Source organism: Altererythrobacter rubellus, from assembly GCF_030284385.1.
Classification (GTDB): domain Bacteria; phylum Pseudomonadota; class Alphaproteobacteria; order Sphingomonadales; family Sphingomonadaceae; genus Erythrobacter; species Erythrobacter rubellus.
Map to the genome: position 1 here is coordinate 92,939 of NZ_CP127221.1, position 26,658 is coordinate 119,596.

The 26,658-nt window shown below is 59.5% G+C and carries 20 protein-coding genes and 2 riboswitches; of the genes, 5 read left to right on the top strand and 15 right to left on the bottom strand.

Annotated elements, in window-relative coordinates; genetic code table 11:
• Window positions 1-33 precede the first annotated feature (33 nt).
• Together QQX03_RS00465 and QQX03_RS00470 are read left to right on the top strand one after the other, a co-directional pair.
• Window positions 34-834 (top strand): NTP transferase domain-containing protein, encoded by an 801-nt coding sequence (locus QQX03_RS00465; protein ID WP_285975934.1) that lies wholly within the window; start codon window positions 34-36, stop codon window positions 832-834.
• A gap of 14 nt (window positions 835-848) precedes the next feature.
• On the top strand, window positions 849-2,159 hold the full coding sequence (locus QQX03_RS00470) for a lipopolysaccharide biosynthesis protein (protein ID WP_285975935.1): 1,311 nt from the start codon (window positions 849-851) through the stop codon (window positions 2,157-2,159).
• On the opposite strand, the gene gcvPB is transcribed toward QQX03_RS00470, so the two are convergent.
• From gcvPB to QQX03_RS00530, 12 genes are all read right to left on the bottom strand, one after another.
• Window positions 2,160-3,779, bottom strand: a complete 1,620-nt coding sequence (gene gcvPB / locus QQX03_RS00475) for an aminomethyl-transferring glycine dehydrogenase subunit GcvPB (protein ID WP_285975936.1) — start codon at window positions 3,777-3,779, stop codon at window positions 2,160-2,162. It abuts the gene before it with no gap.
• Entirely contained in the window at window positions 3,776-5,137 is a 1,362-nt protein-coding gene (gene gcvPA, locus QQX03_RS00480) for an aminomethyl-transferring glycine dehydrogenase subunit GcvPA (protein ID WP_285975937.1), read from the bottom strand. The genes gcvPB and gcvPA overlap by 4 nt, the downstream gene beginning before the upstream one ends.
• A 22-nt stretch (window positions 5,138-5,159) precedes the next feature.
• On the bottom strand, window positions 5,160-5,531 hold the full coding sequence (gcvH, locus tag QQX03_RS00485) for a glycine cleavage system protein GcvH (RefSeq protein WP_285975938.1): 372 nt from the start codon (window positions 5,529-5,531) through the stop codon (window positions 5,160-5,162).
• A gap of 3 nt (window positions 5,532-5,534) precedes the next feature.
• Window positions 5,535-6,668 carry a glycine cleavage system aminomethyltransferase GcvT gene (gene gcvT, locus QQX03_RS00490; protein WP_285975939.1) on the bottom strand — a complete coding sequence of 378 codons (1,134 nt, stop codon included), beginning with the start codon at window positions 6,666-6,668 and terminating at the stop codon, window positions 5,535-5,537.
• A gap of 49 nt (window positions 6,669-6,717) precedes the next feature.
• Window positions 6,718-6,818, bottom strand: a riboswitch (glycine riboswitch).
• Window positions 6,819-6,919, bottom strand: a riboswitch (glycine riboswitch).
• A gap of 84 nt (window positions 6,920-7,003) precedes the next feature.
• Complete coding sequence (locus tag QQX03_RS00495; protein ID WP_285975940.1) at window positions 7,004-8,194, bottom strand: serine hydrolase domain-containing protein; 1,191 nt, start codon at window positions 8,192-8,194, stop codon at window positions 7,004-7,006.
• Between the two features lie 10 nt (window positions 8,195-8,204).
• Complete coding sequence (locus tag QQX03_RS00500; RefSeq protein ID WP_285975941.1) at window positions 8,205-9,158, bottom strand: sulfite exporter TauE/SafE family protein; 954 nt, start codon at window positions 9,156-9,158, stop codon at window positions 8,205-8,207.
• Window positions 9,134-11,761: a methionine synthase gene (metH, locus tag QQX03_RS00505; protein ID WP_285975942.1), complete on the bottom strand. Its 2,628-nt coding sequence runs from the start codon at window positions 11,759-11,761 to the stop codon at window positions 9,134-9,136. The genes QQX03_RS00500 and metH overlap by 25 nt, the downstream gene beginning before the upstream one ends.
• The gene (locus tag QQX03_RS00510) at window positions 11,761-12,810 is read right to left on the bottom strand and encodes a homocysteine S-methyltransferase family protein (RefSeq protein ID WP_285976918.1); all 1,050 of its coding nucleotides are present in this window, start codon (window positions 12,808-12,810) and stop codon (window positions 11,761-11,763) included. Before QQX03_RS00510 ends, metH begins: the two co-directional genes overlap by 1 nt.
• The gene (metF, locus tag QQX03_RS00515) at window positions 12,810-13,736 is read right to left on the bottom strand and encodes a methylenetetrahydrofolate reductase [NAD(P)H] (RefSeq protein WP_285975943.1); all 927 of its coding nucleotides are present in this window, start codon (window positions 13,734-13,736) and stop codon (window positions 12,810-12,812) included. The genes QQX03_RS00510 and metF overlap by 1 nt, the downstream gene beginning before the upstream one ends.
• Complete coding sequence (locus QQX03_RS00520) at window positions 13,733-14,722, bottom strand: ArsR/SmtB family transcription factor (RefSeq protein ID WP_285975944.1); 990 nt, start codon at window positions 14,720-14,722, stop codon at window positions 13,733-13,735. Before QQX03_RS00520 ends, metF begins: the two co-directional genes overlap by 4 nt.
• Window positions 14,723-14,812: 90 nt before the next feature.
• Window positions 14,813-15,898 carry an alanine dehydrogenase gene (gene ald / locus QQX03_RS00525; protein ID WP_285975945.1) on the bottom strand — a complete coding sequence of 362 codons (1,086 nt, stop codon included), beginning with the start codon at window positions 15,896-15,898 and terminating at the stop codon, window positions 14,813-14,815.
• Window positions 15,899-16,002: 104 nt separating this feature from the next.
• Window positions 16,003-19,251, bottom strand: coding sequence for an amidohydrolase family protein (locus QQX03_RS00530; protein ID WP_432762830.1), 3,249 nt, complete (start codon window positions 19,249-19,251; stop codon window positions 16,003-16,005).
• Window positions 19,252-19,382: 131 nt separating this feature from the next.
• Here QQX03_RS00530 and QQX03_RS00535 point away from each other — a divergent pair, with 131 nt between their 5' ends.
• The gene (locus QQX03_RS00535) at window positions 19,383-20,690 is read left to right on the top strand and encodes an APC family permease (protein ID WP_285975946.1); all 1,308 of its coding nucleotides are present in this window, start codon (window positions 19,383-19,385) and stop codon (window positions 20,688-20,690) included.
• Between the two features lie 3 nt (window positions 20,691-20,693).
• Here the strand turns inward: QQX03_RS00535 and QQX03_RS00540 are convergent, their stop codons facing one another.
• Genes QQX03_RS00540 through QQX03_RS00550 form a run of 3 tightly spaced genes read right to left on the bottom strand, consistent with a single transcriptional unit; the run spans window position 20,694 to window position 24,774 of the window.
• Window positions 20,694-21,980 (bottom strand): acyl-CoA dehydrogenase family protein, encoded by a 1,287-nt coding sequence (locus tag QQX03_RS00540; RefSeq protein WP_285975947.1) that lies wholly within the window; start codon window positions 21,978-21,980, stop codon window positions 20,694-20,696.
• A 3-nt stretch (window positions 21,981-21,983) separates the two neighbouring features.
• Window positions 21,984-23,330: a phosphotransferase gene (locus QQX03_RS00545; protein WP_285975948.1), complete on the bottom strand. Its 1,347-nt coding sequence runs from the start codon at window positions 23,328-23,330 to the stop codon at window positions 21,984-21,986.
• 16 nt (window positions 23,331-23,346) lie between these two features.
• Complete coding sequence (locus QQX03_RS00550) at window positions 23,347-24,774, bottom strand: aldehyde dehydrogenase family protein (protein WP_285975949.1); 1,428 nt, start codon at window positions 24,772-24,774, stop codon at window positions 23,347-23,349.
• 187 nt (window positions 24,775-24,961) lie between these two features.
• Here QQX03_RS00550 and QQX03_RS00555 point away from each other — a divergent pair, with 187 nt between their 5' ends.
• Complete coding sequence (locus QQX03_RS00555) at window positions 24,962-25,654, top strand: glutathione S-transferase family protein (RefSeq protein WP_285975950.1); 693 nt, start codon at window positions 24,962-24,964, stop codon at window positions 25,652-25,654.
• 81 nt (window positions 25,655-25,735) lie between these two features.
• On the top strand, window positions 25,736-26,608 hold the full coding sequence (locus QQX03_RS00560; RefSeq protein WP_285975951.1) for a phosphorylase family protein: 873 nt from the start codon (window positions 25,736-25,738) through the stop codon (window positions 26,606-26,608).
• Window positions 26,609-26,658: the final 50 nt, after the last annotated feature.

Below are 26,658 nucleotides of genomic sequence, written 5' to 3' on the forward strand. Positions count from 1 at the left end.
GCGTTCTGGCAATTCGGGACTATTTGCCTGCCCATGGACGGAAAAATCACAGCACTTATCATGGCCGGCAAGCGTTCCGGCATTATGGACCCCTTGGCGACCCGGGCCGGCGTATCGCAAAAGTGTGTCGCGCCTGTGCTGGGCGTACCCATGGTCGAGCGCGTGCTGAAAGAGGTTGCCGGATGTGACCGGATCGGCGCGATCCATATCGTTGCGCACGAAGCAGACGAGATCAAAGCTTTGCCCACCGCGCAAATGCTGACCGCGGAAGGCAGGCTGCACTTCAAAGAAGGCAAGTTCAACATCGTCGACAGCGTGTTCTCAGGGGCGGAAGGCGCCAGCTTCCCGCTGATGATTACAACCGCGGACAATTGCCTGGTTACGTCAGACGGCTATGCAGAGTTCATCGACAAGGCGTTGGCGGCGGATGCGGGTGCAGCAGCTGCGCTTGCGCGCAAGCAGGATGTGCAAGCGGCCGATCCCGAAGGCCAGAAGAAATTCTACGAATTCACTGACGGCGGCTATTCCAACTGCAACACCTATTGGATGGGCAGCGAGGAGGCGCTTAGCGCAGCAGAGATCATGCGCGAAGGCGGACAGTTCGTAAAGTTCCCTAAACGCATCGCCAAGGCGTTCGGCCTGATGAACCTGATCCGGTTTTACTTCGGTTGGGGCAGCAAAGAGAAGATTTTCGAGCAGGTCTCCAACCGTTTTGGCTTCAAGCTGGTGCCGATTGTCATGTCCAACGGCGAATTCGCGATCGATGTCGACAATGAGCGTACATTCGAAGTGACCGAACGGCTGCTGAAAAAACGCGAAGGCGCCGCGGGTTAGGCCCGGCGCGCATTATGAAACGTCTCTGGCAGAATATTGGCTGGTTACTGGGCGGGCGCGGCTTCAACGCCGTGATGAGCCTTGTCTATCTCGCTATAGCCACACGCACACTTGGACTAGAGGGCTTTGGCTACTTCGCGATTATCATCGCATTGGGACAGACAGTCACAGGTCTCGCCAATTTCCAGACCTGGCAATTTGTTGTCAGGTGGGGAGCGAATGGCAGCGGGCCTGCAGATGCAACCGGGTTTGCCATCGCGCTTGATCTGATGTCCGTCGTGATGGGTACAGTGGCGGCCGCGATACTGGTCTGGACGGCGCAGTTGTGGCTGCCCCTGCCCGATGAACTGCTGTGGCTAACTTTCGGCTATTGTGTCATCTCGCTCCTTTCTATCCGCACGACGCCCACCGGGTTGCTGCGCCTAAGGTTCAAATTTGCCAAAGCGACCGCAGCCGAAGCAGTGCAGCCAGCAATCCGGGCGGCCGGCGCGATCCTGGCTTTGTTCTTCATGCCGAATGTAACAGGGTTTGTGCTCGCCTGGGCTGCATCCGAAGTGGCAGTTGCGCTGGCACTCTGGATAATTGCTGCACGCGACGAGAGGATCGACCTGTCGCGCGTTAGCCTTAGACGCATTCCTTCCGCGCATCCCGATGCATGGCGCTTTGTCTGGTCGACCAATATGTCCGGCTCTCTGTCCATCGCCGGAAAGCAAGTCATGATCCTGATGGTTGGCTCCATAGGCGGCGAGGCACTTGCTGGTGGCTTCCGCGTCGCAAGCCAGTTGGGCCAGGCTTTGGTTGTGCTTGCGCAAACTGTATCCAAAGCGATCTATCCCGAGCTGGTACATGCAAAGGACGAAGCCCTGCAGATGGCCCGCCGAATGGCGAACATCGCACTGATCGGCGGGTTTCTTGCCGTGATGGTGGCGCTGTTCGCTGGTCGTTGGGGCCTTACGGCAATAGCGGGGGCTGAGTTCGCGGGCTTTTATTGGGCGATGGTAATCCTCGCGATCGCAGGTGCGGTTGAACTGGTCGGCGCGAGCCTGGAATCGCTGCTGGTCAGCGCTGGCAAGGCGCATACCGCCTTTCTCGTGCGGGCAGTGCCGACGGTGTTGGCGCTGGTTCTGCTTGATGCAGCGATCGACTGGAATGGCGCGAAGGGTGCCGCCATGGCAGTGCTGGGGTCTAGCTCGCTTGCTGTGATCGGCTTCTACGTTACGATCCTCAACCTTCAGCAGATCCGCATCCGGATTGATCCGCACCCGGAGGAAACTGTGCCGCCGCCAGAGGCCGCGACAAGCACTCCCGCTGTGCTACGCGACTGATCAATCGTCTTCAGGTTCTGCCCACGCCAAATTTGGTTTGCGCGCAGCCTGCGTTTCATCAAGCCTGCGGCGCGGCGCATAGTAAGGCGCTTGCTTCATTGCCTCGTCGCCCGCGTTCGCACGTTCGACCAGCGAACGGAAGGCCGCGATGAACTGATCCAGCGTTGCCTTGCTTTCAGTCTCGGTTGGTTCGACCAGCATGGCGCCGTGCAATACAAGCGGGAAATACACCGTCATCGGGTGATACCCTTCATCGATCATGGATTTCGCGAGATCAAGCGTTGATAGATCGCCGCCAAAATCTCTGTCTCCGAACAATGCTTCATGCATGCAGGGCCCACTTGCCGCGTAAGGCGCATGGAGGATGTCTTCCATGCTGCGCAGAATGTAGTTGGCGTTGAGCACGGCGTCTTCTGCCACCTGCCGCAAACCGTCTGCACCGTGGCTGAGCATATAGGTCAGCGCGCGCGTGAACATGCCCATCTGGCCGTGAAACGCAGTCATCCGGCCAAAGCTTTGCATCACCCCGCCGAAATGTTCTTTGGAAAACGCGTCTGCGCTTTCTTCCTCGACCAGATGCACCACGCCGTCTGCGGTGCGCGCTGTGTAAGGGAGCGGGCCGAAGGGGCTGAGCGCCTCTGACAAGACCACCGGGCCTGAGCCTGGTCCGCCGCCGCCATGCGGGGTGGAGAATGTCTTGTGCAGATTGATGTGCATCGCATCGACGCCAAGATCGCCCGGGCGCACCTTCCCAACGATCGCATTGAAGTTTGCACCGTCGCAATAAACGAAGCCGCCCGCTTCATGGACTGCGTCAGAAATCTTCTTCATGTCGCGTTCGAACAAGCCGCAAGTATTCGGATTGGTGATCATCACCGCGGCCACATCAGGGCCAAGCCGCGCCTTGAGCGCCTCCAGATCCACCCGGCCTTCATCCGTCGCGGGGATATTCTCTACCCGGTACCCGGCAAAGGCAGCTGTCGCCGGATTGGTGCCATGCGCGCTTTCCGGCACCAGCACCACTTCACGCGCATCGCCACGTGCTTCCAGCGCGGCACGGATACACAGGATGCCACACAATTCGCCATGCGCGCCTGCCTTTGGGCTCATCGCCACGCCATGCATACCCGTGAGCGTGATCAGCCAATGTGCCAACTCGTTGATGACTTCGAACGCACCTTGCACCGTTTCGCGCGGTTGCAACGGATGGACATCCGCAAAGCCGGGCATCCGCGCCACTTTCTCATTCAGCCGCGGGTTGTGCTTCATCGTGCAGCTGCCCAGCGGGAAGAAGCCCAGATCGATGCCGTAATTCTGGCGGCTGAGGCGCGTGTAATGTCGCACGGTTTCCGGTTCTGTCAGACCGGGCAGACCAATCGGTTCTGCACGCTCCAGACCGCCCAAACGGTTTGGCGCATCCGTGTTCACTTCCGGCAGATCAACGCCGGTCACATTGGTGCGGCCGATTTCAAACAGCAGCGGTTCTTCCAGCATCAAGGCGCGATTTCCGGTAGCCGTTGCTGGGCCCCAATAACCTTTGGCGTGCAGCCCGTCTTCGCTCGCTGGCGTCATTTCAGGCTTCCAGCCCGATGCATTGGGGGTTTTGGTGGTCGCGTTCATGACAACACCTCCTCAAGAGCATTGGTCAGGGCCTCGATATCCTCCTCGCTCGTGGTCTCCGTCACTGCCACCAGCAGGCCTTCGGACAAGCGATCTACGCCCGGATAAAGCCGCCCAAGCGACACGCCGCCCAGCACACCCTTGGCTGCCAGCTTGTGCACCACTTCACGCGCATCCTGCCCCACCATCAGCGTGAATTCGTTGAAGTAATTGTCGTTGAGCACGGACACGCCGGGAACCTTGGCCAAGCGGTCAGCCGCCTGGCAGGCAAGCCGGTGATTTTCCGCAGCCAGTTGGCGCAGGCCCTTCTCACCCAGCAACGTCATATGAACATTGAATGCCAGCGCGCACAGGCCAGAGTTAGTGCAAATGTTGGACGTCGCTTTCTCGCGCCGGATGTGCTGCTCACGCGTCGAGAGCGTCAGCACGAACCCGCGCTTGCCCTCTGCATCAACGGTTTCACCGCACAGGCGCCCAGGCATCTGGCGAACATGTTTGGGATCGCGCACGGCGAAGAGGCCCAGATAGGGCCCGCCGAACTGTAACCCTACGCCCAGCGCCTGACCTTCACCGACAACGATGTCTGCGCCCATCTCTCCAGGTGACTTGATCGCACCCAGAGCAACCGGTTCTGTATTCACAACCACCAGCAAAGCGCCCTTCGCGTGCGCGGCTTCGGCTACTTCAGACAAATCCGTGATGCGGCCCAGAATATCGGGATATTGCACCACCACGCAGCTGGTCTGATCATCAATGCGCGATATCAGCCCCGCGTTGTCCGGAGTGGACTGGATCGCAGGCTCTGCTCCGGCGATCTCGTCACTTGTGAACTTCGCCATCGTCTTGACGACTTCGGCGTAATGCGGGTGCAGCGCGCCTGACAGGACCACATGGTCGCGGCGAGTGATGCGGCTCGCCATCGCAACCGCTTCCCAGCATGCCGTCGATCCATCATAAAGTGACGCATTGGCCACTGCACAGCCATACAGCCGCGCTACCTGCGTTTGAAATTCAAACAGCATCTGCAGCGTGCCTTGCGCGATTTCCGGCTGGTAGGGTGTATAGGCCGTCAGAAATTCGCCGCGCTGGATGATTTGATCGACGCTGGATGGCACGTGGTGGCGATAGGCCCCTGCCCCGAGGAAGAATGGCGCGTCCGCTGCCGCCAGGTTCTTCTTCGACAATTTGCGCATATGCTTTTCGACCGCCATTTCGCTGGCATGCATCGGCAAGCCGCGAATAGGGCCATCGAGCCGCGCTTCTTCTGGCACATCGACAAACAGATCATCGATGGTGCCAGCGCCGATTTTGGCAAGCATTTCGCCGCGATCGGCGTCGGTCAGGGGTAGGTAACGCATCTATTCAATTCCCGTTTGGGGTTTAGAGGCCGTCGACAAACGCCTTATAGCCCTTGTCATCCATCAGCCCTTCAAGCTCGGACTTGTCGCCAATGGTCATGCGGAAGAACCAGCCGTCTTCCTCTGGCGAGGTATTGACCAGCGCAGGATCATCTTCCAGCGCGCCATTGGTTTCTGTCACTTCGCCGGTGATCGGAGCGTAGACATCGCTTGCCGCTTTCACACTTTCGACCACGGCTGCATCGCCCGCCTTGTCCAGCATCGCGCCCACATCGGGCAGTTCGACGAAAACAATGTCACCCAACTGTTCCTGAGCATAATCAGTAATGCCGACGGTGGCGGTGTCGCCTTCGATGTCGATCCATTCGTGTTCATCAGTGAAATAACGCGGCATCTATCAGCTCCCTCGGTAGTAATTATGCGGCACAAAAGGCATGGGTGAAACGGTCGCGGGCAAACGCTTGCCCCGCACTTCGATTTCGAGCACGGTGCCTTCAGCAGCCTGCGCGATATCGACATAAGCCATCGCAATCGGTTGCCCCAGCGTGGGCGAAAAACCGCCGCTGGTGACTGTGCCGACTTTGGTTTCGCCGGAATAAACTTCCGCGCCTTCGCGCGCGGGCATGCGGCCATCAAGCTTCAGCCCGACGCGCTTGGTTGCCGGGCCATCGTCGAGTACCGGCACAAGCGCTTCGTGCCCCATCCAGCCGCCGGCCTCGCGACGCTTCTTGGTCAACGCAAAGATCAGATCGGCACTGACCGGATCAGTTTGAGTGGTCAGATCATGCCCGTAAAGCGGCAGGCCCGCCTCCAGCCGTAAAGAGTCCCGCGCGCCCAGCCCTGCCGGCTTAACGCGTTCATCCGCAACAAGCGCATCTGCAAGCTGCTCGACATGTGTCGCAGGCACGGAAATTTCGAAGCCATCCTCGCCAGTATAGCCCGCGCGGCTAACCCAGAGGTAGGTACCTTCCCATTCGAACAGTCCGGCCGTCATGAAGGTGAGCGCACCTGTGCCGTGCAGCAGCGCTTCAAGAACTTCGCCAGCCTTGGGTCCCTGTAAAGCCAGCAAACCATAATCATCGTGATGGGTCAGCGTGATCTCATCAGGCAGATACTCGCGCAGATGCGCGATATCATCCCATTTGCACGCGCCATTCACCACCAGCGCAAAATGCGGGCCGGTATTCGTGACCATCAGATCGTCAATGATCCCGCCATCCTCATTCAACAGCAGAGAATACCGCATACGCCCGGCTTTCAGGCTGGTGATCGCGCCGGGCAGCAGCTTTTCCAGCTCTTCACCGGCATTTTCGCCACTGACGGTCAGCTGGCCCATATGGAAGACATCGAACAGACTGGCGCTTTCCCGCGTCCAATTATGTTCCGCAACGATGCCCCCGAACGGGCCGGTGTACTGGATCGGCATTTCATAGCCAGCGAACGGCACCATGCGCACGCCCTGCGCACGATGCCAGGCGTCGAGCGGCAGCTTTTCCAAAGGCAATTCTTCGAATGTTTCGTCTTCGCTCAAAATCAGTCCCCGCACAGAAGGTGCAACGCTCCGAGACGAAGCGATGTTCCACACCCCCTCTGTCGGGTGACCTGAGAGCTTAGCTCGGCTGTTGCCGAGCCTTCCCCTTCGGTGGTTTCCGCAACTCGCAGAAACGCTTTCCAGAGTGCCGATCACACTGCGGTCCGTGGGCCTGAGAGTTTCCGGGGTGGTTGCTCCTTCGGCGCCGATTGGCCCTGAGGGGCTTCACGAACTCTCCCGCTGGTGTGTCTACAGAATCGCTTCTGCAGCAGCACGATTGGTCTGCGCGATTCCTTTGGGAGCGTCAATCGCACAATTGTGCGGTGCAGCGTTTTTCACCGGCCAGCTTCAATCAGCTCTTGCGCTTTGGCCATCAGCTCGATTTCGCGGGGGTCGAACCCGCCTTCATCCTCGGCCGACTGGCGCGGGGGAACGGCAGTGGTGAAATAGGCAAAGCCTTTGTTGGTAGCCCGCGAATACCACAGTCCGGATCGCAACCCATAAGCTTCGCCGGCATGACCAATGCGTGCAAGTCCATCGCTGAATAGCCTGTCCTGACACTCTACGTCCGACACCTCAATCTGGTGCATTGCAAGGCCGTATTCGCAAAAAAATTCCTGTCTCACTGGAGCATTGAAAACAATGTGCATGGCGATCTCATGCTGCGCCGATTCCGAGAGAAATTCCGAGTTGAGTGGCAGAAAGGCCTGCCCAATCTTCGCCAGGTCCATCATCCCGATCCGAACTCCGCCTTGCGGCGAGAAGATCGAGCCATTGGTACCTGGCACGTAATTGTCGAGACTGCATTTCACGCCCTCCGCCACCGGGATCGTACAATTGGGCGGCAGGTCGGCCGCATCATCGCGCGCGACTTCGCCGGTGTCGCGATAAAGCACGACGGCTCGCGCGATTTGCTCTTCGCTGCATCCGATCCAGTTAAGGCAAGCCTCGACCTCCAACGGGGCGAAGATCGTGCGCTCCATGATATGATCAAAGCGTTCGCCTGTCGCCGCTTCGAGCACTGTTGCCACCACTGGCGAGCCCAGATTGGCATATTCGAACGGCGCTTCGCCGGGTGGCGCGTCGGCGTACCAAGCCTTGGGATCGCTCAGCTTTGCCTGCAGGCTCTCTCCCAGCGGAATCACATAGCCTGCATTGTCACGCAGGCCGGAGCGGTGGCTGAGCAATTGGGCAAGCGTGACCTTGGCATCGGGGAAATTTGGAGAGCGTAGGTGCCATCCCAAATAGTCCGAGACGTCCGCGTTCAGATCGACCTTGCCCTCGTCGACCAGCCGCAATGTCGCCAACGCCATGATCAGTTTGGAAATGCTGGCGATCCGCACCGGATCATTCGCTTCGACCGCGCGACCTGTCTCGCGATCCACCTCGCCTTCGACGATGAGCGGACGGATGCTGTCGCGGTCAAAGGCGACAACCACAGTGGCTGGTGCTGGCGGAAGAGCTTCTTGAGCGCTGGCACAAGTTGCCAGTGCGACAAGCGGAGTTGCGAGGATTTTCCTGAACATGGTCAGTCCCTTACCAATTCGGCCAGAGCAGATATAGTGCTGACCCGACGATCCAGATTGCGCCTAAGGTCTTCAGCTTGCGGGGCCCCAGCCACAGCGCAATTGGCCGCGCGAGGAAGGCGCCAAACATCGCGCCCGGTGCGGCGAGCAGTACGACTTCCCATTGGACAGTGCCCGCATCGACATGCCAAATAAGACCTGCCGCGACGCTGATTGCAGAGATCACACAGGCCGTGCCGACGCTTAGCAGAATGGGGTAGTGGCGCAGGAAAAGGTAGAACGCCACCAGCTCGCCTATGCCGACCGAGAACAGCGCAGTTATCGCGCCGCCAGGGATCGAGATCAGCGCAAGCATCGCGATATCGACGGGCTCTAACCGGGTGCGCTCTGGGATGTCGCGATTAAATGTCCACGTCGCGATCAGGAGCGCGACCCCCAGCACGATCGAGAAGCTCTTGTAGCCCAGCAAAACCGCTTGCCCGTCGAATGAAAACAGGCGCTGCGTAGCGAGCAGAGCGGGGACAGACAGGAGCAGAACAAGTCCACATACGAGCCAGTAATCGCGCATGCGGGTTTGAGCTTCTAGATCGGAGGGAGGCTTCTGGTGATAGAGGCGGTCGGTCCAGCGCAGCGCGCCCACGCTCATCCCGAATGCCTGAATGCCCATCGAGACCGCTGTGACTCGCAAAGGGTCGAGATCCATTGCGCCCAGATCGCGCATCGCGTTGAATACAGGGACGAACACTACCCCGCCGCCTGTCCCGCTGGCATTGGCGATGATTGCGCCCACCACCCCGACACCCGGCAGGAACCACAGCTGTGTTAGGAGCGCTGGGTTGGTCTCAACCAGCAACCAGACCAGCACATATAACGCTGCCAGCAATGTGCCGCCGACAATCGCCAGCCGCGAACTGTGCGCCAGCGTTGGCTGGACAGTATTTAATCGAGGTTCGGGCGTAGCCATCGTTCGGCTGTCGCCATATCGACCCCGCTCCGCTTCGCATAGTCCTCCAACTGATCGCGACCGATCCGCGCGACCCCGAAATACTCGGCTTCGGGGTGGCCAAAGTAGAAGCCGCTTACCGCCGCAGTCGGATACATGGCGAAGTTTTCCGTCAGCGTCAGGCCGACATTTTTCTCTGCATCAAGCAGTTCGAACAGAATCGGCTTCAAAGAGTGATCCGGACACGCCGGATACCCCGGCGCCGGGCGAATGCCGCGATATTGTTCCTTGATCAATGCCTCATTGCCAAGCTGCTCATCCGGTGCATAGCCCCACAAATCGGTGCGAGTGTGCTTATGCAGCCGCTCGGCAAAGGCTTCTGCAAAACGGTCTGCCAAAGCCTTCAGCAGTATATCCGAATAATCGTCCTTGTCGGCAAGGAAGCGCTGCGAATGCGGCTCGATCCCGTGAATGCCAACCGCAAAGCCGCCAATCCAGTCGCCCGCCGGATCGATAAAGTCTGCCAGGCACATGTTCGCCCGGTCACGGCTCTTCTTCACTTGCTGGCGCAGGAAAGGCAGCACGACATGCTCTTCACGGTTGACCAGGTGGATCGTAACGTCGTCACCATCCCTTGCGCAGGGCCAGAATCCTGCAACGCCGCGCGCGGTCAGCCATTTCTCAGCCACGATCTTGTCGAGCATGGCATCCGCATCGGCCTTTAGTTGTCGCGCGGTCTCGCCCACCACATCATCGTCGAGGATGGCAGGATAATTGCCATGCAATTCCCATGCGCGAAAGAACGGCGTCCAGTCGATATACTCGCGCAGATCCGCCAGGTCCCAATCGTCGAAAACATGTACGCCCGGCTGCAGTGGGGGCGCTGGCTTATCGCTCAAATAGGCATCGTAATAATTCGCGCGCGCCTCCTCCAGACTCAGCAGAACACTGGGCGTTTTGCCGGCGCGCGCATCGCGCACCCTGGTGTATTCTTTCGCGGTTTCATCAACGAATTCATCGCGCTGCGTGTCGGACAGCAGCTTTGATGCCACGCCCACCGCGCGGCTCGCGTCGAGCACGTGGATGACCGGGCCCGGATAGGCTGGATCAATCCGCAGCGCGGTATGCACCTTGCTGGTGGTCGCACCGCCGATCAGAAGCGGCATGGTGAACTCGCTACGGCTCATCTCTTCCGCAACTGTCACCATTTCATCAAGCGAAGGCGTGATCAGGCCCGACAGACCGATCATATCAGCCTTGTTGTCATTGGCCGATTTCAGAATGTCTTGCCATGGCACCATCACGCCAAGATCAATCACGTCATAGCCATTGCACTGCAATACCACGCCGACGATGTTCTTGCCGATATCGTGAACGTCGCCCTTTACCGTCGCCATCACGATCTTGCCCTTGGCCTTGCGTTCCTCCTCGGGCAGCAAATCCTTCTCCGCCTCGATAAAGGGGATGAGATGCGCGACCGCTTTCTTCATCACGCGGGCTGATTTGACCACCTGCGGCAGGAACATCTTGCCGCTGCCGAACAGGTCACCGACGACATTCATTCCGTCCATCAGCGGGCCTTCGATCACTTCGATCGGGCGGCCACCATTGGCCGCTAGCGCGGCGCGCGCTTCCTCGGTGTCGTCGACGACATGAGCATCAATGCCCTTGACCAGCGCATGCTCAAGCCGCCTCTCGACCGCCCAACCGCGCCATTCTTCTGCCGCCTTTTCATCGGCGACAGACTTGCCCTTGTAGCTCTCCGCAAGGTCGATCAACCGCTCGGTTGCGTCCGGCCTGCGCATCAGGGTCACGTCTTCGCATGCCTCGCGCAGTTCCGCGTCGATATCATCATAGATATCGAGCTGGCCCGCATTGACGATCGCCATGTCGAGCCCGGCGGGGATCGCGTGATAAAGGAAGACCGAATGCATCGCGCGGCGCACAGTCTCATTGCCACGGAAGCTGAACGACAGGTTCGATAGCCCGCCAGACGTCTTCGCATGTGGGCAATTGGCCTTGATTTCCTGCACAGCTTCAATGAAATCGAGGCCGTAGCGGTCATGCTCCTCAATGCCCGTTGCGACCGCGAAGATATTCGGGTCAAAGATGATATCTTCCGGCGGAAAACCTATCCCGGTCAACAGTTTATAGGCACGCGAGCAAATCTCGACCTTGCGATCCTTGGTATCGGCCTGCCCCGTTTCGTCGAAGGCCATCACAACCGCCGCGGCACCATATGCCATGCACAACCGTGCATGTTTGAGAAATTCCTCCTCGCCTTCCTTCATCGAAATCGAGTTGACGATCGGCTTGCCTGACACGCATTTGAGGCCCGCCTCGATCACTTCCCATTTGGAACTGTCGACCATGACCGGCACCCGCGCGATATCCGGTTCGGCAGAGATCAACTTGAGGAAAGTTGTCATGGCGAGGGTCGCGTCGAGCAGGCCTTCGTCCATGTTAACGTCGATCACTTGCGCGCCGTTCTCCACCTGCTGGCGCGCCACCTCCACGGCGGAGGTGTAATCGCCCGCCATGATCAGCTTCTTGAACCGGGCAGAGCCGGTCACATTGGTGCGTTCGCCGATATTGACGAAACGGGCGGTTGTGATTTCAGTCATCAGGCAGCAATCGTAAAAGGTTCAAGGCCGGCAAGGCGCATTTCGGACTTAAGCTTAGGCACTTCGCGCGGGGCCAGCCCTTCAACCGCCTTCGCCATGGCGCCGATATGTTGAGGCGTATTCCCGCAACAACCGCCAAGAATGTTGACCTGGCCGCTGTCGGCCCATTGGCGAACGAGGCTGGCGGTTGTGTCAGGAAGCTCGTCATATTCGCCCAGCTCATTAGGCAAGCCCGCATTGGGATAAGCCATCAGAAGCGTATCTGCGATGCCGGACAATAGCTTCACATGCGGGCGCAACTGTTCAGCGCCGAAGCTGCAATTGAGGCCAATTGTCACAGGCTTTGCGTGCCGCACCGCATACCAGAATGCCTCTACCGTGTGCCCCGACAGGTTGCGTCCGGACAGGTCTGTCAGCGTGAGCGAAATCATCAGCGGTATGTCTTCGCCGCGCTCTGCCTCCAGCTCTTTCACCGCCATGATCGCGGCTTTGCAGTTGAGCGTGTCGAAAACCGTCTCAATCAGGATAAAGTCCGCGCCACCTTCGATCAGTGCAGCGGCCTGTTCACGGTAGACGTCCTTCACTTCGTCAAAGGTGACTTCGCGAAAGCCCGGGTCTTCGACATTGGGCGAGAGCGACAGGGTCTTGTTAGTCGGCCCCATTGCGCCGCACACAAAGCGTGGCTTGCCGTCCTTTGCCGTCGCCTCATCACAGGTTTCGCGGATGATCCTTGCGGCAGAGATATTGATCTCGCGAACTAGGCCTTCCGCGCCATAGTCCGCCTGGCTGATGCGATTGGCGTTGAATGTATTCGTCGCGAGCACGGTTGCACCAGAAGCGATATACTGATCACAGATCGAACGAATCACTTGCGGCTGTGTCAGGTTCACAAGGTCATTATTGCCCTTCTGGTCCTGCGTCAGTCCGGTGTTGCCTGCGTATTTTTCTGCCGTGAGCTTCGCGTTCTGGATCGCCGTGCCATAGGGGCCATCCTTGATCAGGATGCTTTCCGCCGCAGCTGTCTGCAACTTCTCGCGCGCGCTGGCCATCATGAACCGCCTTTAGGGCGCATGCCCAGCATGTGGCAGATCGCATAGCTTAGCTCTGCCCGGTTCAATGTGTAGAAATGGAACTGGCGCACGCCACCCGCATAAAGCCGGCGGCACAGTTCAGCGGCGATGGTTGCGCTCACCAGCTGGCGCGCTTCGGGCCGGTCATCCAGCCCTTCGAAAAGTCCCTCCATCCAATGCGGGATCTCGGTGCCGCAAAGGCCACTCATCCGCTGGACAGCGGCAAAGCTGATTACGGGCATGATGCCGGGCACGATTTCGCCATTGATGCCAGCAGCAGCTGCCTTGTCACGAAATTCGAAGAAACAGCGCGTGTTGAAGAAGAACTGCGTGATCGCGCGGGTCGCACCTGCATCAAACTTGGCCTTCAGGTTGTCAAGGTCGCTTTGCGCATCGGGGCTGTCCGGGTGAACTTCGGGGTAAGCCGCTACCGAAATCTCGAAATCGGCCACTTCCTTCAGACCTGCGATCAGTTCCACTGCATTGGCATAGCCGCCAGGATGCGGGGTATAATGTCCGCCACCCTCGGGCGAATCGCCGCGTAGCGCGACGATATGGCGGATACCGCTCTCCCAATAATGGCGTGCGACTTCGTTGACCTCTTCCTTGGTCGCGGCGACGCAAGTGAGGTGCGCAGCAGCCGGAATGCCTGCTTCGTTCTGAATTCGTACGACTTGCTCATGCGTGCGGGTGCGGGTCGACCCGCCTGCGCCATAAGTGACCGACGCGAACCGCGGACCAAGCGGCTTCAGCGTTTCAACACTCTGCCATAGCGTTTCGCCCATCTTCTCCGTCTTGGGCGGAAAGAATTCGAACGACACTTCGATATCGCCTGGCAACCCTTTGAACAGCGGGCTGTCGAGCGCGGTGCGCGCTTCGTGCATTTGATCGAGCGTCGGGCTCATGCCAGAGATTCCTTCGTTTTCGATTGGCCTGCCGGCGCGCCTTTGCGCTCACCAATCCAGATTTTGACAACCAGTTCCCCGCCTTCAAGCGCCACCGGCGGCTTTGCTGTGTAGCCCGCATCGCGAAGCATCTGCCTGAGCTGGCCATCTGCAAAGCCAAGCCGCGCGTGGGCATGTCGGGTGCGCAGTTCTTCGCGGCTGTGCGCAGCAAAGTCGACAATCGCGATCCGTCCGCCGGGACGCGTGACCCGCGCGGCCTCCTGCAACACAAGCTCCGGCTCTTGCGCGAAATGCAGCACTTGATGCAGCAATACCGTGTCAAACTGCGCTTCGCCGAACGGCAAGTCAGTGAAGTCCCCTTGAACCAGCTCGATCTTGTCTGTCGGCAAATGCTGCAGCTTTGCGCGTGCCAGCTTGAGCATCTCCAGACTCTTGTCGAGGGCCACCACACGCGATGCGTGATCGGCAAGCAGTTCGGCAACCCGGCCGGTCCCCGTCCCGATATCGAGCAGGTCACCCACCGGCGCATCGCCTAACGCTGTCGCAAGCGCTTGCTCCACTTGCTTGTCCGGGCTATGCAATTGGCGAAGCTCGTCCCATTCACCGGCGTGCCGTTTGAAGTAAGCCTGCGCTGCGTCTTCGCGGGCAGAGCGGATCGCGGAGAGCTTGCGACGATCATCGAGGCATTGACGCGCAAATACCGGATCTTCCCGCTCGGCTATTTCAAGCAGCCCGATGATAGCGCGCGTCAGCGGCGCATGCTCACCCGAGGTGCTTAGCGCATGCAGGAATACCCAGCTGCCTTCACGCCGACGCTCAGCCAAACCTGCATCGTACAAAATGCCGACGTGGCGCGAGACGCGCGGCTGGCTCTGCTGGAGCACTTGCGCCAGCTCACCAACCGCCAGCTCCATCGCGGCGAGCAAGCGCATGATGCGCAGCCGCGTAGGGTCCGCCAGCGCCTTTATGATGGTTTCGGTCTGCATCGAAACCATGGATATAAAGATTCTTTTATATCTGTAAATAGAGTCCAGCTAGCAGCTGCCCAAGCAGCGCTTGCCGCCCTGCCCACATAGTCAACTGAAACCGAGGCTTTCTGCCACTGCCTCGTTCACGATCCGTCCGCCGTGCACATTCAGGCCCGGCTTGAGATGCGGATCTGCGTCACACGCCGCAATACCCTTGTTTGCGAGCGCAAGGCCAAAAGGCAAAGTCGCGTTGTTGAGCGCATAGCTGGACGTATGCGGCACCGCGCCTGGCATATTTGCCACGCAATAGTGGATGATGTCATCAACCAGATAGGTCGGGTCTTCGTGCGTGGTCGGCTTCGAAGTTTCGAAGCAGCCACCCTGATCGATTGCTACATCGATCAACACGGCGCGATGCTGCATCAGGCCAAGCATGCCGCGAGACACCAGCTTCGGTGCGCTTGCACCGGGGATCAGCACAGCGCCCACAACTACGTCTGCGTCGGTGATCGCGTTCTCGATTGTGCCGGCGTTGGAATAGCGTGTTGTGACGCGGCCCTGGAACATATCGTCAAGCTCGCGAATGCGCGGTAGCGAGCGGTCGAGAATCTCGACATTCGCACCGAGCCCCGCCGCCATGCGCGCGGCTTGCGTTCCAACAACACCGCCGCCGATCACAACAACCTTTGCTGGAAGCACGCCCGGCACGCCGCCCATCAGGATACCGCGCCCGCCATTGACCTTGTGGCTAGCCTGCGCACTCGCTTCGATCGAGAGTCGCCCGGCGACTTCGCTCATCGGCGCGAGCAGCGGCAAGCCGCCGTCACGATCGGTCACGGTTTCATATGCGACCGCTGAAACGCCACTTTCCATCAGCCCTTTGGCTTGCTCCGGATCGGGCGCAAGATGCAGATAGGTGAACAGGATCTGGCCTTCGCGCAGTTGCACCCACTCGTTCGGTTGCGGTTCCTTGACCTTCACCACCATCTCTGCGCGCGCGAATATTTCTTCCGCCGTATCGACAATTTCGGCCCCGATGGCGCGATAGTCATCGTCGGTCTTGGTGATGCCCAGCCCCGCACCGCTTTCGACGATGACCGAGTGACCGCACACGATGTACTCTCGCGCAGCTTCCGGCGTCAGACCGACGCGGTATTCGTGGTTCTTGATTTCCTTAGGGACACCGACGAGCATGGGGGAACCTCTCAAACAGACTCGGATGACGTTGGAGGAACGTCATATAGCACAGGCAAGAAAGTTACAAAGGAAACTAATTTTGTTTTGTGGCGGGAGCGTCTTCACTCCCACCAGTATTTCCGTCGCTCGATATTCCCCGTCTCGACCTCTTTCATCGTCGCTGCATCATACAGCCGCCCGCCGAGCATCACCTGGTCGATCTTGTCCGAATTGGCGATGTCCTCGCTGGGATCGGCACTCAGCACCACCAGATCCGCCAGCTTGCCTGCTTCGATTGAGCCGATGTCATCGGCCATGCCCAGCGAATGCGCCGGCTCGATCGTGCCGGCCCGCAAGGCCTCAACCGCGGTCATTCCGCCGCGGGCAAAGCTCCATAGTTCCCAATGAGCCGCGATCCCGGCCTGCTGACCATGCGCACCGATGCTTACCCGCACACCGCGCTTTGCCAGCTTGGCTGCTTCACGCGCGGCATCATCATCAACAAAGGCCCAGTCGGGCGCCTTGGTCCGGCGCGCAGTTGCTGCCAGCAATTGCTTGGGCGGAGTGTGCACCATCAGCGGATTGGCAAACACATCTGTCGCCTGTCGCCAATAGGGATCGCCTGCCAGACCGCCATAGGTCACGCCTAGCGTAGGAGTGTAGTTTGACTGTGACTGGCCAAAGAACTGCAGCACATCTTCGTAGAAAAACTCGCCCGGCACATTGTGTTCGACGGTCGAGTTGCCGTCCGCCACAAGGTTCATATCCATGCCGAACAGCGAACCGCCTTCGGCCACCACCAGCATGCCTTCTTCTGCCGCGGCGCGCGCCACCATCTGGCGCTGCTCGCGGCGTGGCTGGTTGTAGTTCTTCACTGAAATGCCGCCTTGCGCCTTGATCCGGCGAACATGGGCCAGCGCGTCATCATAGGTATCAATCCGGGCGAAGAAGCCAGGGGCCTTTGCGCCATAGATCACTTCGCCGGTCGAGAAGATGCGCGGAGCCGTAATCAGGCCCGCCTGCTGGCGCTCTGCCGCGGCGAAGACCATGCTGGCGCTGGAGGATGGGTTGTGGATCGTAGTGACCCCCATCGCCAGATCCTGAAGCAAGGTCCAGTTCTGCTGCGGGATCAGATCGCCCGTGCCATAGGGACCGTGCGCATGCGCATCGACGAGGCCGGGCATGATCACCTTGCCCGTCACATCGACCACTGTCGCGCCATCCGGAATCGCGGTTTCTCCAGCCGGGCCAACCGCGCGGATCCGGTCACCGCTGATGACAATCGTGGCGTTATCGATCGCACCTACGCCATCGCCGGCCATAGTGAGAACACGAGCACCGGTAAGCGCCACGGTACCGCTCGGCTTGGCGGCATCAACTGTCAGGGCGAGCGAGACACCGATCTCTGGCGGCGTGAAGCCTTCGCTATCGTCCCCTTCCCCCTTGGGCGCGTTGGGGAACAGGTCTGCCACTTGCGCGGTCTTGAGCATTGGACCGATGGACCAGTTGATCATCGCGCCATCGCGTGACCAGCCGATGTAGTCTGCACCGCCTTCGCTGACCTTGGTAACCGGGACAAAGCCGCCCTTTTCGCTGACGCTGACGGGCTTACCACCCGGCATCAGCGGCATGGCGAAGACTTCGTAGTTCTGGCGAAATGCTACAGTCTGCCCGTCGGGCGATACGCGAAATTCACTGGCCAGATCGCCCTCGGCATGGGTGCGCTCGTCCTCACCATCAAGATCCATCGAGACGAGCGACAGCTTGTCACCGCCAAAGCGGGTGACGAACAACCGGTCACTGGAATCGCCGAATTGCGGATCAGACCCGCTGCGGGTGACCAGTGTTGGCGTGCCGCCGCTGGCGCTGACCACATAAATGCCGGGGTTTTCCGAATATTCGGGTGCCGTCAAATAGCCGCCGCTGCGCTTCTCAAACGCAATGGTGCGTCCATCGCGGCTGAAGCGCGGCACGGCATAGTGGCCGGGCTGGCTTGTGATCACGCGCGGGTTACGGCCATTGGCCTCCGCGACCACAATCTCGCCCAGCCCTTCATCGCTCCAGCGGACATAGGCAAGCTTGCTGCCATCGCGGCTATAAGCAGGCCATAACTCAAGCTTGTCACCGCTCTCGCCGGTTAATCGGGTGGGGTAATCGCGCCCGCGGAAGCTCTTGGTGTAGAGTTTGCCCAGGCTTTCGAAGACCACACGGCCGCCGTCAGGGCTGATCGTGGCAAAACGCGGCATAGTGGTGGCGAACCGGTCTGGAGACACTTCGATCGCGGGATGCGGCGCATCGGCTATGCCGCGCGTATCATTGATCGCGAAAGGGATCACCGCAGCGCCGCTGCCGTCTGCATTGACCCGGCGGATCTTGCCGCCAGCCCAGAATACAATGGAATTGCCGTCTGGTGTCCAGTCCATGTTCGGATAGACTCCCGTCACCGCCCAGGTTTCCTGCATGTCCATGTCCAGCTCGCCATAGATCATGCGTTCTTCGCCGCTGGCGATGTTCTTGACCCATAGCTGGCTCTTATCCTTGTCGCGCCGGACAAAGGCGATTTCCTTGCCGTCGGGCGAAGGTGCCGGGCGCACCGCGCCGCCATAACCATCGACCGCTGTGGTCACTTCGCCTGTCGCAATATCATAGCGCTCAATGGCAAAGATGCCGCTGTTCGAATCCTGCGCGTAGATGAAGGTGTTCCCTGGCGTGGTGTTGCGCGTGTAGTAGATCGCGCTGCCATCAGGCGCGTAGATCGGCTCGCCCAATTCCTTCTGCAACGCTTCGCTGGCACGCTTGACCAATTGCACACCGCCGCCACCAGAGACGTGGTACATCCAGATCTCGCCCGTGCCGAGCGAGCGTCCGGTTGTGAAGTGCTTCTTCGCGACGATGAACTTTCCGTCCGGCGACCATGTCGGCTGGTTGAGCAGGCGGAAGTCTTCTTTCGTCACCTGGCGCTTGTCCGAGCCATCGGCATTCATCACCCAGATATTGTCTGCGCCCCCACGGTCAGACGTGAAGGCGATGCGGCTGCCATCGGGTGAGAAGCGCGGGTGCACTTCCCACGCCATACCTTCGGAAATCCGCGTCGGGGTGCCGCCTGATATCGGCATGGTGTAAATGTCACCCAGCAGCGTGAAAGCGATGGTGCTGCCATCGGGCGAGAGATCGACATCCATCCATGTGCCTTCGTCCGTCTGGATCGCTACCTGCTGGATCGTCGCTCCCTTGGGCGCTTCGATATCCCACTTCCCGTCATCACCACCAGCTTCGGCATCGTCCTGCGCGGTCAGCGGGCTGGCAATCATCGCGGCTCCGGCGAGCAGCGCGGCGGCAAGAGTGCGGGTCGTGGTGGTGTGATGGCGCATTGAAGGGTCCCCTGTTGAATTGCGCGCGACATTAGCAAGGCGGGTCAATTATGCTAGCGCTGGTATACCAAGCACTTGATTGACTCGGCGAATGTTCCTGTCACTTTGCGCGCCAAGGGGAAGTTGACAGCATGACAATGACTTTGGGGGTGACACCGCCGCGCGCCATTAGCCTTGGCGGAGCAGTGCTGATCAATGTAAACGCCGCGATTGGTGCAGGGATATTCGCCCTTCCCGCGCTGTTATATGCCGGTGCGGGCAATTTTGCCCCGCTCGCGATTATGGGCTTTGCATTCGCTTACGCCTGTCTTGCCGGGGTCTTTGCCAAGCTTTCGACCATGTTCGAACAGTCTGGCGGGCCGCAGCTCTATGCAGAGCATGTGTTCGGGCGCTTTGCCGGCTTTCAGGTCGGATGGTTTGTGGTCTGTGCGAATTTCGCTGGCCGGGCAGCCAATTTCCACGTGCTGGTTGCCTACCTCGCAGCGCTTTTCCCGGTCTTTGGTGGCGATGTAGCCCGGCTGGTAACTGTCATTGCCCTGATCGCGCTAGCCACATTTATCTCTGTCATCGGAACGTGCCGAGCAATTGGCGCGATGTGGGTGGGGACAGCACTCAAGCTTGCGCCCATCTTGCTGCTGGCAGGTTATGGCCTCATTGCCAACGGTTTGCCGGGAGCAGTTGCCCTGCCTGAATTCAGCGAGGGGGAGTCGGTGATCTTGCTAATCGCTTACGCCTTCTCCGGCGTAGGTGTGGCGATGATCTCTGCCGGTGAAACCAAGGCGCCGACCACCACGATCTACCGCTCGATCTTCCTCAGCCTCGGCTTTGTTACGGCACTCTACGTGCTGATCCAATTGGCCTACAGCGTGACCGTGATCGAGCAGGACAATCCCGATGTGCCGCTGGCGGCGATGGGCGAGGCCTTGTTGGGCCAGACGGGCGTGACCATGATCAGCCTGGCGGCGATATTCTCAATCGCGACCAACCAACTGGCGGGCTTCGTGGTGATCCCGCGCATCCTGTTCGGCATGGGACGGCGCGGGCTATTGCCGCCGGTTTTCGCGCATGTTTCGCCGCGCTTCCAAACGCCGTCCGTGGCAATCACTTTCTTCGGCGCAGTGGTGGCGCTGCTTGCCGCGTCGGGCACATTCGCCAGACTTGCGACGATGCTGGTTGCGGCAGAGCAGATTTTTATCGCCGCATGCATTCTTGCGCTCATCATATTGTGGCGGCGCGGCGAAGGGCGCGTAGCGCAGACGATGGGGCCGCGCTGGCTCGCGATCATCGGTATGGCAATTGTGCTGACGATCTGGCTGACCTCGCAAGTGCCGATCAACGCCGCACTGTCGACCGGGCTTCTGGCGGGCGTGGGAACGCTGCTCTATTTCCTCGCAGGGGCCAATACACGCGAAGGCGAGGCAACGCGTTTTGTGGGTTAGCTCCTAACCGAACTGGCCGCGTTTCGGGCCCAGATAGCCGAACAAATACGCCGCGACCTTGCGCATCTGGATTTCCTCTGCGCCTTCGGTTATGCGATAGCGACGGTGGTGGCGATAAATATGCTCGAACGGCTTATGCCGCGAATAACCGATCCCGCCATGCACCTGCATCGCGCGGTCCGCCGCCTGGCACACCAGCCGGTTCGCCCAGTAATTGCACATCGAAACCTTGTCAGAGATCGTCTTCTCGATCTCCTCATGCGGCATATTGTCCATTTCCCACGCGGTCTTGTAGATCAGCAGGCGCAACATTTCGCATTGCGTCGCAAGCTCTACAAGCGGGAACTGGATCGCCTGATTCTTCGCCAGCTCCTCCCCGAACGGCTTGCGCTGGCGCGCATACTTGACGCTTTCATTGACGCAGAATTGCGCCGCACCAAGCGAGCTTGCCGCCTGCCGGATGCGGTTCTGGTGGACGAAGCTCTGCGCCAGCGACAGCCCGCGCCCTTCGACGCCCAGCATCGCACCTTCAGGCACCCACACGTTGTTCACTGAAAGGCGCGGGTGATCGGTGGGCATGTTGAAGGTCCACATCCACTCTTCGATCTCCAGCCCTTCGGTCGGGTTGGGCACGAGCAGACAGGTGATCCCGCTGGCATCGCCATCTTCGCCACTGGTGCGGCAGAACATCGCGCAATGGGTGGCCACATGCATGCCGGTGATCCACATCTTATCGCCATTGATGAGCCAGCCGTCGACCCCGTCGCGCGTTTCGCGCACCGCGCGAGTTTCCATATGCGTCGCGTCAGAGCCGTGGTCAGGTTCGGTGAGGCCAAAGGCAACGCGGCGCGTACCTTCGAACCCGCCCAGGATGAATTCCTGTTTCTGTTCCTCTGTCCCCCACTGTTCGAACATTTCGACGAAGGGGAAATTTCCGACAATGCTGTGCTCGTTCTGCAGATCGTTGTGCAGCCCCAGTCCGCGCTGCGCAAACCGATCACGGATCACTGCCATCCAGAGGTTGCTGCCATCCTTGCCGCCATATTTCTTCGGCGCGGTGAAGCGCCAATGCCCCGCCTTGTCCGCGCGTTTTTTCGCTTCCCACAGTAACTCTTCCCATTCTTCACGCGGCAAGCCGCCCGCCTCGAAATCGGTGCGCGCATATTCGCGCCGGTGGTCGAAGAAGCGGATATTGTCATCCTGCTGTTCAAGCGGAGTGATCTCATCCGCGATGAATTTCTCTAACTGGGCGTAGTAGTCTTCGAGCCCCTGCGGGATGGTGAAATCCATTTCCTATTCCTCTCCGGTCCATTTTTTTCGAGCGACAGCGAGTGCGGCGTATTTGGGAACGTCTGCCGAAACCTTCTCTAGCGCGGCTTCCTTCATTTCGCGCAGCAGGCCGGGACTGGCGAGTGTCTCCGCACCATCCAGTATCGCTTGCGCCAGGTCAGGCTCTGTTACACGCGGCGCAATATCGTCTTCCCGCGTGATCATGCCTAGCGCATTGCGCGCAACCGCCAGCTGGAAGCGGTTGTGTCCTTGCATGAGCGGCTTGAGGGTTTCGAGCCATTCGGAAACCGCAGCGGCAATCTCTCCGTTTGTTGCTTCACCGTGGTTTTCATCAGGCTCGATCAGTGGTTCCGCTGGCAGTGCCCGCTCTTCTTCGGGCGCATCCTTCTCCAGCAGCATCAGCAGGTCCAATTCCTGCTCGCTGGTACGGCGCGAGATCACCACGCGCTCGAGCATCCGGTCCGATCCATCGCGCCACACCTTCGCGCATTTGAGGCAACCCATCGCCCACCACACCGTGCGGTGGATCAGCCAGTAACGGAAACGCTCGCGATCAACTGTGCGGCCTGATTCCGCCTCATACGCGGCGAAATAATCCTCCAGCGAGCCCAGCCCCAGCGCGGGCCGGTCATATCGCGCAAAGCGCCACACCGCCATGCAACCGAACGCCAGGTCTTCGTGCGGGTCGCCGAAATGCGCCAACTCCCAGTCGAGCACGCCCGTTAGATGCCCGTCTGCGGCGAGCACATTACCCATGCGATAATCGCCATGATTGAGCACTGGCGCGCAAGGATCGGGGCAATTGTCCTCCATCCATTTGAGGCCGAGCGCGATGATCGGGCGATCGCCGCCTGCTTCCTCAAACTGCGCGCGCAAGTCCGCAATTGCCGCGCGATAGTCCATCACCGGCACATCTCTGGGCAAGTCTTCGCGCTTGAGCAAATGGATGCGGGCAAGATCGCGCGCGGCCTCGCGCAGGATCGTGTCCGCGCCCTCCATCGCGAGGATTTCCCTCGGGTTCGGCGTTCCGGGCAGCGCGCGCATGATGAAGCCGCTTCCGATACCGTCATCGGGCTCAAGCACGGTCAGCACTTCCGGCGCGGTAACCCCAGCCTTGCGCGCGGATTCGATGATTGCGGCCTCGGTCGCATGACCGAACGGGCGACCTTCCATAAAGGCGAGGCTAGGTGCGCGGCGCAGCACGAAGCCGTCTCCGCCACTGGAAAACCGCCAGCTTTCCATCGTCGCGCCGCCGGTGAGCCGCGTCAGGCCTTCAGGTACAGAAAGGCCGACCCGCGCACATGCACGGGCCAGCCCTTCATTCAGTTCTTCTGCAGTAACGTCACCCACAGATCAGGCCCAAAGATCAAGCCACGACGGCGTCTTTCTTGACCGTGATAACCTGCGGATAGGTGAACTCTTTCAAGCCCTCCTGCCCGTATTCCGCGCCAAAGCCCGATTGCTTGTGTCCGCCGAACGGCGCGAAGGGCGAGAGGTGCAGATATTCGTTGATCCAAACTGTGCCGGTCTCGAGCTGCTCTGCGATCTCGACACCCTTTTCAGGGTTGCCGGTCCACACAGCGCCGGCAAGGCCATATTCGGAATTGTTGGCACGCGCGATCACCTCTTCCTCGGAAGAGAATTTCATCAGCGGCATAACCGGCCCGAACTGTTCCTCTGCAACGATCCGCGCATCTTCCGGCGGATTGTCCATGATCGTGATCGGCACGTAGTAGCCTGTGCCCGATGGATCGGCATCACCGCCAATCAGGAAGTTATAGCCATTATCCTTGGCGTCCTGGATCAGCTCGAGCACACGCTCATACTGCTTCTTGTTCTGGATCGGGCCGACACCGGTACCTTGCTGCGCGCCATCGCCCACAACCACGGTCTTGGCATATTCGACCAGCGCGGCGGCCAGTTCATCATAGATATCCTCGTGGATATAGATGCGCTTTGCGGCAACGCAGATCTGGCCTGCGTTGGAGAAGCTGGACCAGAACAATTGCTCCGCCACCTTCTTCGGATCGGCATCAGGCAGAACGATTGACGCGTCATTACCGCCCAGTTCCAGCGTGATGCGCTTCAGATCTTTCGACGCGCCCTCCATGATCTTCTTGCCGGTCGCGGTCGAGCCGGTGAAGGTGATCTTGTCAATATCAGGATGCGATGTAATCAACGGGCCAAGCGAATCTTCGCCAGTGATAATGTTGACCACGCCAGCAGGAACCACGTCCTTGATCAGCTCTGCCAGACGCAGCGTGGTGAGCGGCGTGAACGGCGAAGGCTTGAGCACAATGGTGCAACCAGACAGCATTGCCGGCGCGATTTTCTGCATCGCCATCATGACCGGGAAATTCCACGGCACAATGCCGCCGACCACGCCCACGGGGACGCGGCGCGTGCGGCTGAGGCGCTGATCGGAATCTTCGTTGATCACATCGTCCAGCTGAAGCGTAGCCTGGCTGCCAGCCATATAGGCCGCGCCCATGATCTCGCCCTTGGCTTGCTCATGCGGCTTGCCCTGCTCAGCGGTGAGCAAACGGTAGAGCTCTTCGTGATTTTCCTGGATGACTTTCGCCACGGCCTGAATCGTCGCGCGGCGCTCTTCTATCGGGGTCTTGGACCAGGTCTTGAATGCTGCGCGCGCTGCCGCGACTGCTTGGTCCAGCTCGGCCGCACCGCAAGATGGCACCTGACCGATCACTTCTTCCGTCGCGGGATTGACGACGTCGCACCATTCGCCAGTGTCGATCGTCTGTCCGTTGATCAGGTTTTTATATTGGGTCGCCATGATAGGCCTCTCTCCAGTCTGATTTGAAAACTCTCGAGCCGCCAAGATGGGGCGCAACGGTCCCAAGGGCAATCGAATTCTGCGAGAATATAGAACGAGAGTTGGCGTCGCGCGCCTATCGATTGCGCTATGCAACTGAATGTCGCAGAGAAGCTATCACACAGTCGAGCAAGAGAGGAATTTTTCGATGGCCGATCTCGTCCTTTACGGCAGCCCCGTTTCACCCTTTGTCCGCAAGGCCGCAGCGTTTTGCATAGAGAAGGGCGTCGATTTCGAACTCGAATCGGTGAATGTGTTCGATCCGCCGGACTGGTTCCACGAGATTTCGCCTATGAAGCGCATCCCGGTGCTGCGCGACCGCTCTATCGCTGAAGAGGGCATCCCTGGCACGATCGCCGATAGCTCCGCAATCTGCGGCTATATCGAGAAAAAGCATCCGGACGTTCCGATGTACCCGGCTGAGCCTTATGCCTATGGCCGCGCACTATGGATAGAAGAGTATGCCGACAGCCATTTGGCTGCAACCGGTGGATTGGGCATTTTTCGCGCGATTGCCTTTGCCGCAATGAACGGGAAAGAGCCTGACCTCGACACAGCGCGCGCAACCTGGGCGGAAAAGATGCCGCCCATCCTGGCCTATCTTGACGGCGCATTGGGCGATGGTGAGTTCCATGCCGGAGACGCACTATCGATCGCGGACATCACAGTTACGACCTGTTTGATGCAGATCGACCTTGCTGCCAATGCCCCGCTCGATAGCTATCCCGCGCTGGCAGCGCATCAGAAGCGCATGCGCGCGCGCGAGTCGATTGCCCGTCCTTTCGCAAAGGCTGAAGCTTTCATCCGGAAAGCGGTGCCTAAACCCTTTGATATCGCCTGAGAGGCGTTTGCTAACTTTATCTTTGCCTTCGCGCGGCATAGCGCCTTAAACCATATGCCAAGGCGTGCAGGGGGAGACTAAATGACCAGCCCGTGGACAATCGGGATCATCGGCGGATCGGGGCTTTATGCCATCGAAGGGCTTGAAGACGCGCAGTGGATCGCGATCGAAAGCCCGTGGGGCAAGCCGTCTGACGAAGTGCTATGCGGGCGCATCGGGGATGTGCGCGTGCGGTTCCTTCCGCGCCACGGCCGTGGCCATCCGATCGGCCCGGACGAGCTCAATTCGCGCGCCAATATTGACGTGTTGAAGCGTGCTGGCTGCACCGATATTCTCGCGATTTCAGCGGTAGGGTCACTGCGCGAGGAAATCGAACCCGGCCGCTTTGCGATTGTCGAACAATTCATTGACCGCTCCAACCGCAAGCCGAACAGCTTTTTCGGTAGCGGTCTGGTGGCGCATGTCTCGATGGCCGATCCGGTCTGTCCGCGCTTGTCCGAAATGGCAGCAGCAGCCGTCAAGGGGGCCAAGGGCAAACTTGCGACCGGTGCGACCTATCTGGCAATGGAAGGACCGCAATTCTCCACCCGAGCGGAAAGCCGGATGTACCGCGAATGGGGTGCTGATGTGATCGGCATGACCGCCATGCCTGAGGCCAAGCTCGCGCGTGAAGCCGAAATGCCTTACGCGTTGATCGGCATGGTGACAGACTATGATTGCTGGCGCGACGGCGAAGCAGTGGATGTTGGTCAGGTTGTCGCGCAAATGCAGATCAACAGCCAGATCGCGCGTGATGCAGTTGTGCGTTTCATCAATGCATTGCCAGAGGGCCGTCAGTCATCTCCGATCGATTATGCATTGGAAGATGCCGTGATTACTGCCCCCGACCAACATGATGCGAACCTGATCGCAAAGCTGGATGCGGTAGCCGGTCGTTTGCTTAGCCAGAGCTGAACTTCGACAGCGTAACACCTCATTGCAATAGCCAGTAGTCATCACCAAGC